Annotated in this window: 4 protein-coding genes; 2 read left to right on the forward strand and 2 right to left on the reverse strand. The window is 41.2% G+C overall.

Annotation, left to right across the window (positions count from 1 at the left end; translation table 11 throughout):
• Positions 1-778 precede the first annotated feature (778 nt).
• Positions 779-982 carry a heavy-metal-associated domain-containing protein gene (locus G4P69_RS27885; RefSeq protein ID WP_208345594.1) on the reverse strand — a complete coding sequence of 68 codons (204 nt, stop codon included), beginning with the start codon at positions 980-982 and terminating at the stop codon, positions 779-781.
• A gap of 566 nt (positions 983-1,548) precedes the next feature.
• Here G4P69_RS27885 and alaS point away from each other — a divergent pair.
• Positions 1,549-4,194 carry an alanine--tRNA ligase gene (alaS, locus tag G4P69_RS27890; protein ID WP_208352617.1) on the forward strand — a complete coding sequence of 882 codons (2,646 nt, stop codon included), beginning with the start codon at positions 1,549-1,551 and terminating at the stop codon, positions 4,192-4,194.
• 180 nt (positions 4,195-4,374) lie between these two features.
• Here the strand turns inward: alaS and G4P69_RS27895 are convergent, their stop codons facing one another.
• On the reverse strand, positions 4,375-6,645 hold the full coding sequence (locus G4P69_RS27895) for a glycoside hydrolase family 65 protein (RefSeq protein ID WP_208352624.1): 2,271 nt from the start codon (positions 6,643-6,645) through the stop codon (positions 4,375-4,377).
• Positions 6,646-7,506: 861 nt separating this feature from the next.
• Between G4P69_RS27895 and G4P69_RS27900 the strand changes: the two genes are divergently transcribed.
• Positions 7,507-8,106 (forward strand): MBL fold metallo-hydrolase, encoded by a 600-nt coding sequence (locus G4P69_RS27900; protein WP_208345237.1) that lies wholly within the window; start codon positions 7,507-7,509, stop codon positions 8,104-8,106.
• The last annotated feature ends 261 nt before the right edge of the window (positions 8,107-8,367 follow it).

The following is an 8,367-nucleotide window of genomic DNA, read 5'->3' on the forward strand; positions in this document are numbered from 1 at the left end:
ACTGTCATCTCTTGCGTTCGAATATATGCTAACTAATGTCTACTTTTTGATTATTGTTTTAAACAGTATTTATACTGAATAATATTTAAATTATGAAAAACCTTACTGTATTTTCCATGATTTATGTATTAACTATGGTTGTTTGAACACTAGTATTCTTAACGAAACGATGGTGTTAAATTCTTTTCTACGTAAAAACTTTAGGTTTTATTATACTCGAATCTCAATCTGTTAGTAAAAACCGAGATAAGTAAACCAGCAATTACATAAAGTTTTTATGCTTCCCTCTCTCCAAAGCAAGAGTATTAGTAGAATCCCGGAATCTCGATTGACTTCTTAAAGTTTTTGGTAAATTTAGTTATTAGAGGTTAGGGCATTAGTACAGAATTTAAATATTCCTAACAATATCACAAATACTCCACCGAATCAGTAGGCACAGATAAATGAAGTAAAAATGAACAATTTAGTGTCAGGATATCAGTAATACTGAAAACTTAAATACCTTTCATACTTCTATCAAATAACTTTATAACTATAAAGTTATTTCTGCGGCTGTTACAGCTGCACAGTTATAAAAATCTATACTGCTTACTTGTGTTGCTTTGCAATTAGTTTTTGCGTCTTAGCTCCACCATAGTTTGATGAGACAGCTATCGTGACATCAGTAAAAACACTTGTGAGACGATTATATAAACAGCAAACCCTGATACTTTAAATTTAACGGAAGATGAACCAGTTTTAAATTTCCTCGTCAAGTATCGAGGAATATAGTGTTATTTTATTGATAACCTTCAATGTGATAGCCAGACGCAACAATAGCTTGTTTGATTGACTCTTCAGAAGCTTTAGATTCTACGGTAACAGTTTTCGTATTAATATCGACATTTACTTTCGCGTCGGGCTCCATGACGTGGATAGATTCCGAAATTTTGGCTACGCAATCCTCACAAGATATATTGGTAACATTCAACTTTAATGCCATAAGTAACACTAATAGACGGCGTCAGTCTAACCCCCCAAGTTTAATACTTTTTACATATTTACTCATCCTACCTAGGTTAGATAGTTATCTAGATATAAATGTATCTATAGACTTATTCCGAGTACAACTAAGAGAGCTATCTGCTGTCTTGCTGGCAGATAGCAACTACGAACTAATACAGTATTGGCTTTATGTTCAGAAAATCGTATTCCTGGAAAATGTGTTAGAATTTTCGTGCCAGAAATGGAAAACCTGCCCGTGGAATACGTGGTAGAAGCCTTACACTCGAATTGACGAGGTTTTAACTAGGTATACCCTGCCCATATTAGGTCAACAAAGTGAGCAGCGGGGTCTGGAGAAGCTAGTGCGTTAGACTAGTTTGCCTCATAGAGCGCCGCGTAAAGCCCTAAGGGCAGGCTGCGCGTTGCGCGTTGCGTCTCTAACAAGAGAAGCAGATACCCGAAGGGTGTGCCAGTAAACCCAATTTGGGATATAAGAGGGGAAATATTCCTAACAATCCCCTTGATTATAGCAGGGTGAATGTTGACTTTTTTTTGTAAACACCCATGTCTTTTTATCCCAAGTACCTCAGCGGTAACGAAATTCGCACCTTATTTTTAGACTTCTACTCCCAGCGAGGACACCAAATCCTTCCCAGTGCTTCCTTAGTACCAGAAGATCCGACTGTACTGCTGACCATCGCCGGGATGTTACCATTTAAACCTATCTTCCTTGGGCAGCGTACACCAGAATTCAAGCGTGCCACCACTTCCCAAAAATGCATCCGCACCAATGATATTGAAAACGTTGGGCGCACTAAACGTCACCAGACGTTTTTTGAGATGTTGGGTAACTTCAGTTTTGGTGATTACTTTAAAGAACAAGCGATCGCTTGGGGTTGGGAACTATCAACCCAAGTCTTTGGTTTACCAAAAGAACGCCTCGTAGTCAGCGTCTTTGAAGAAGACGACGAAGCTTATGCTATCTGGCGAGATCAAATCGGTGTCACTGAAGCGCGCATAAAACGCATGGGCGCAGATGATAACTTTTGGGCATCTGGTCCTACAGGACCTTGTGGTCCTTGTTCAGAAATATACTACGATTTCCACCCGGAACGCGGCGACGATCATATAGATTTAGAAGATGATACCCGATTCATCGAGTTCTATAACCTCGTCTTCATGCAATACAATCGGGATGCAGAAGGGAACTTAACCCCATTGGCAAGTAAGAACATTGACACTGGGATGGGTTTGGAAAGAATAACACAAATCCTTCAACAAGTTCCCAACAACTATGAAACTGATTTGATCTTCCCGATTATAAAAAAAGCAGCAGAAATTGCTGGTCTTGACTATAATACCAGCGACGAGAAAACAAAAGTTTCTTTGAAAGTTATTGGAGACCATATTCGTGCCGTTGTCCATATGATAGCGGATGAAATTCGTGCCTCGAATGTGGGGCGAGGTTATGTACTGCGGCGTCTGATTCGACGGGTGGTGCGCCACGGGCGATTAATTGGTATTTCTGGAGAGTTCACTACTCAAGTTGCTGAAAGCGCGATCGCTCTTTCACAAGACGCGTACCCCAATGTTCGTCAACGGGAAACAGCAATTTTAGCCGAACTTCAACGAGAAGAATCCCGATTCTTGAAAACTCTAGAACGCGGTGAAAAACTCCTAGAGGATATTATTCAACAATTACAGCAACAAGGAAAAACCGAAATCCCTGGTGAAAGCGCCTTTACCCTTTACGACACCTACGGATTCCCGCTAGAACTCACGCAAGAAATTGCTGCTGAGCAAAATCTTACAGTTGATCAAGCTGGTTTCGATGAGGAAATGCGTCGTCAGGTAGAACGTGCTAAGGAGGCACACGAAACTATTGATTTAACAGTGCAAGGTAGTCTCGACAAGCTGGCAGAACATATTCAAAGCACAGAATTCTTAGGTTACACGCAACCTGTCACTACTGCAAAAATCGAAGTACTGCTTATAGGTGGAGTTTCACAAGAAGAAGCCGAAGCAGGATCTGAGGTACAAATTGTCCTTGACAAAACACCATTTTATGCAGAATCTGGTGGACAAATAGGCGATCGCGGTTATTTTTCTGGTGATGGCGTTGTTGTTTCAATCCACGATGTCAAAAAAGAATCTGATTTCTTTGTTCACTTCGGGCGTGTTGAACGCGGTACGATCCGAGTGGGTGATACTGTAGTCGCGCAAATTGATCAAGCTTGTCGTCGTCGTCTCCAGGCAAACCATACTGCAACTCACTTGCTACAAGCAGCATTGAAGAAAATTGTTGATGATTCAATATCACAAGCTGGTTCTCTTGTTGCTTATGACAGGTTGCGTTTTGACTTTAATTGTCCGCGTTCTTTAACATCAGAAGAATTACAACAAGTTGAAGAACAAGTTAATAGCTGGATAGCTGAGGCTCATTCGGCCAAAGTAGCAATTATGCCCATAGCAGAAGCAAAAGCAAAGGGTGCTGTTGCTATGTTTGGTGAAAAATACGGCGAAGAAGTCCGCGTGATAGACTTTGCTGGCGTATCAATGGAACTATGTGGCGGGACTCATGTTAGTAATACTGCGGAAATAGGCGTTTTCAAGATTGTCTCGGAAGCTGGGATCGCATCAGGGGTAAGGAGAATTGAAGCTGTTTCTGGTCCTGCAATATTAGATTACCTGAACGTGCGAGATAAAGTCGTTAAGGAATTGAGCGATCGCTTTAAAGTTAAACCCGAAGAACTTCCAGATCGCATTACCAGTTTACAGAACGAACTCAAAGCAACCGAGAAGGAACTGGAAACATTTAAAGTACAGTTAGCGATCGCTAAATCGGATAGCTTATTGCAAACAGTTGAATCTGTTGGCGATTATAAAATTCTCGTTGCTCAACTTGAGGGTGTTGATCCCGAATCCTTGAAAACAGCAGCAGAAAGACTATTGCAAAAACTAGGGAACAATAGTGCAGTGGTGCTTGGTTCTGTTCCTGAAGAAGGAAAAGTGAGTTTAGTTGCGGCTTTTAGTCCAGAAGTGAACAAGAAAGGCTTGCAAGCTGGTAAATTTGTGGGAGCGATCGCAAAAATTTGCGGTGGTGGTGGTGGTGGTAGACCAAACCTTGCCCAAGCAGGTGGACGCGACGCAAGTAAATTACCAGAAGCTTTGGAAAGTGCTCGTACGGAGTTGCGATCGGCTTTTGGGTGACCAATTCAGTTATCAGTTATCAGTTATCAGTTATCAGATAACAAGGAAAGTTTTAGTAAAAGCGCGTTCCTAATAACTGTTTTACTATTCTTAGAAAAAAGGGGAAATTACAATGTTTCCCCTTTTCCTGTTAAACGAACGGTGGTGTGATGTAACCGATAAACTATTGAACTTTTGCCTTTACGCAGCAGCCTCTATAGTAGATTGGTGATTGCTGCTTACTAGATGCTGTTGCATATAGTTGGTGTTTTCACTACCAGCTAGATCAAATTCATAGAACTCATTACGCCATTTCAAGCGGAACTTTAAGCGCGTCCAGCCAGAGGGTAGATTTGGACAAGCAACAGGACCAAATTGAGTCATTCGGATACCAGCAAACCCAAAAACTACGGTTTGCCAAACTCCGCCAGCACTGGCAGCGTGAACTCCCTTAGCTGCGTTAAGGCGCACATCTTCTAAATCAACCAAAGCTGCTCGCATAAAGTGGGTGTATGCTTCTAATGGTTGATTTAGATCGCAAGCTAAGATAGCGTTGATTGCTGGACCTAGTGAAGAACCGTAACTGTGATCAGTGCGAGGGTTGTAATAGTCCCAGTTAGCTTTAAGAGTTTTGTGGTTGTATTGATCCCGTAACAAGTACAGGAGCATCAACACATCTGGTTGTTTGAGAATCTGCTTTTGGCTTGTTGCTTCTACTCCTAACAAACCTTGCATTGATTTGGTACGAGGTTCGTAATCGGCTAAATTGACATCCTCTAGATCAAAGAAACCCTCAAACTGCTCAATTAAACCAGTTTCGTGATCGTGATTAACAAACAGATTATTGCTGATCTCAGCCCACTTTTCTAGGCGTTGATTTACCAAGTTCAGTTTGTCTTCTAGTTGTGTTGCTACATTGGGATAAGCTTGCTTGAGCCAGTCAAAAAGTGCTAAAGCTGACTGCAAGTGCCACTTCACCATAAGATTAGTAAAGGCGTTATTGTCGATGCGATCGTGATTTTCATCTGGACCGATCACATGACGAATATCGTAACACTCTCGTTGTGCGTTCCACTCAACCCGGCTTTCCCAGAAGACGGAGGTATCTAATATAATTTCGGCTCCATAATCACGCATCCACTGATCATCACCTGTGTAAGCCCAGTAATGCCAAGCAGCATAAGCAATATCAGTGTTGATATGGACTTCTATATCACCACACCAGATGCGCACCATATCGCCATTTTCAGTTCGTAACCAACGAGGAGTCACCTCATCACCAGTGGTGGCGCTCTCCCATGCATACATAGCTCCAGAATATCCCGCTTCTTGCGCTTTTCTCCGTGCACCTAATAAAGTGTGGTAGCGATAGCTAAGTAAGTTTCGTGCTAAAGCTGGTTGAGTTAGAGTGAGAAACGGAAGAATAAAAATTTCTGTGTCCCAAAAAATATGTCCACTATACTCAAACCCAGAGAGGGTTTTGGGAGGAATGCTGACTCGATCATCATAACGCGGTGCTGCTGCGAGTAATTGAAAGAGATTATAGCGGACGCTTAGTTGAGCTTTGAGATCACCTTCTATAAGGATATCGCTGTCATGCCACTGTTGTTCCCATGAAGCAATATGAGCAGCTAGCAATGTTGTGTAGCTAGGCATTGTCACTAGACGAATCAGCGCTAGTTCAGATGGTGTAGGAGTTTCTCGTGACGTGTATACGGTCACAATCTTTTCTAGAGATACTGTTTGTCCTGATTGAATGACAAAGTTGGTCTGGAGTTTCGGACATTCAGCGTGATGTAACTGTATAGGCGCAATATCTTCTCCCTCGAACACGAGCTTAGCAGCCATGCCAAGTTGTATGGTTGAGTGGATAGTTTGGCTATGTAGCCAGATGATGTTGTTGACACCATTATGATTGAGAGTTTTCCAGTGTTTGACCCCTTGAGTACTTGGATCTGAATGGAATGCAACTTCAACTGAGACTTCACCATCAAAGTCTACGGATGTGATTTGACAACGAATCGCTAAAACATGCTGATCTGCTAAACTAACGAAACGCTCAAAGTGAAATTCTAACGTATGGCCGGTTGGCGATCGCCAACTAACATCGCGGCTAATTATACCTAAGCGTAGGTCAAGCCGACGTTCATAGCGGAGAATTTCACCACTATCTAGGCGGAAGCGTTCCCCACCTACCTTTATGACAAGTGGCAACCAGTTAGGACAGTTGACTAATTCTGTCTGGGTGATTGCTACATCGTCATAAATTCCATGAATTAGAGTAGCTGAAGAATCATTAGGGTATCCTTCCTCGAATGTTCCTCGTGTTCCCAGATAACCGTTCCCAAGGGTGAAAACAGTTTCTTTGTGATGTTGTTTAGCGGGCTGAAATTCTCTTTCGATCACATTCCAGCCTGTTGAGTCAAGTATTTCCTCATCGAGTTGAGAGTTATGAAATAATAAGTCTTGCATGACTTAAATAAATCCTATATTTTGGTGGCTATGCTGTACGTAGCATGAGATAACATTTTTAAGAGCAAAGTAAGTATTTACTCTATTATTCTGCTGTTTAGACTTAGTTTTTGGCTAAACAGTGAAAATTGACGTGTAATTTATGAGCGCGTTCCCGTTTTTCATCACTCTTTTGACAGATTTTATTATCTTTTGAATCGTTTAATAGTTATTAAGAAGAAAATATACGAATACTTAACATTCGCGCAAAAAATGTATACGCAAATACAATTTTTTCAATAAATTGTCACCAATTCCACACTTTCTCGGGTTAGCAGTGCTATTTGTTAATTTTGAGTTTACATAATAAGCAGTGCTTTGCAAAGTTGAAAAAGCTATACGAATTACTAGCTTTTCTCTAGCCTCAAATAAATGGTTGATTTCGACCTCTGCTGTAAGAAGAAGGATATTGTTTATATGTCTACTTCTTCAGGGTAAATTAGCAAACAAGACGTCTGCTTTTTGTATCAGTAGTTAACTTTTCAGCCAATACTACAAGACAAAAAAATTTACACGTTTAGAACGACTTTATCTCAACCATCTAAAGATACTTGTAACAATTTATCAAAATTGATTAAGTGTTTGATGTATCAAATATGTTGTGATATTGATCACTATCGTTTTCGAATAGGATTTATGCCTGTAAAACTATAGCATTCACCTTTTGGCTGACTCAGCTAGTGAGATTACAACTCCAGCAGGGTTTACTATAGGAAAAGAAAAGCTTAATTTTTTGATTACCAGATTTTAATATTGTGAGCCTCCCTTGTGTATCAAAATAACTGAAGAAAAAAAGGTATACTATCTGCTCAACAAAGTACTATGAAATTACTACACCGTCCTGACTTATACAGCTGGTCTTCGTTTGACAAAGAACGTAATATTGATTTCAATAGCATTGCTTGGATTCGTCCAGAAGGGAATGTCCTGATCGATCCATTACCTTTATCCGCTCATGATCATGAACACCTTAACTCCTTAGGTAGTGTGAAGTGGATCGTGGTTACCAACTCCGACCATATACGAGCTGCTAAGGAAATCTCTCACGTGACTAATGCTCAAGTTGCAGCTCCATCTGCTGAGCAAGACAGTTTTCCTATTCCTTGTTTTAACTGGCTTTCAGAGGGAAATCAGTTGGTACCTGGGTTAGAGGTGATAGAGTTACATGGCTCAAAGACACCAGGTGAGTTGGCACTACTTCTAGAAAAAACGACTCTCATCACAGGGGACTTAGTGCGATCGCACCAACCAGGAAAGTTGACGATTTTGCCTGCTCCCAAGCTTTCAGATCGCCAACAAGCCGTCACTTCAGTTCATAGACTAGCAAAGATCAGTGATATAGAAACTGTATTGGTGGGGGATGGGTGGTCTGTGTTTAGAAATGGGAGTCTATTATTGAACGAACTTGCTGCATCCCTCTGATATCAGGTTGTTCTAAGTCATCTTATGGGCTGATGGGAGAGTGTGGGACTCGAATGGCACACTCGTTAAGGGTTAAGATTGACGCGGAGAGGGGAGACACGGGGACGCGGTGATACAATTTTAAGCGTGTCAACGTGTCAGCCCCTTTTTAGGTTTTTCGAGCGTGCCATTCGTGTGGGATTCTCTCCCCACCGTTCATTAAAAGCTTACCCTTGAAAGTGTTTAGTAGTAAGAAGTGTAGTCATAAGAGTAATGATGTTT

This window comes from Aetokthonos hydrillicola CCALA 1050, from assembly GCF_017591665.1.
Lineage (GTDB): Bacteria > Cyanobacteriota > Cyanobacteriia > Cyanobacteriales > Nostocaceae > Aetokthonos > Aetokthonos hydrillicola.

Bases quoted from the DNA above. Each gene is read 5' to 3' on its own strand.
- G4P69_RS27900 (WP_208345237.1), top strand. From the start codon at position 7,507: ATGAAATTACTACACCGTCCTGACTTATACAGCTGGTCTTCGTTTGAC.
- G4P69_RS27895 (WP_208352624.1), bottom strand. From the start codon at position 6,645: ATGCAAGACTTATTATTTCATAACTCTCAACTCGATGAGGAAATACTT.
- alaS (WP_208352617.1), top strand. From the start codon at position 1,549: ATGTCTTTTTATCCCAAGTACCTCAGCGGTAACGAAATTCGCACCTTA.
- G4P69_RS27885 (WP_208345594.1), bottom strand. From the start codon at position 982: ATGGCATTAAAGTTGAATGTTACCAATATATCTTGTGAGGATTGCGTA.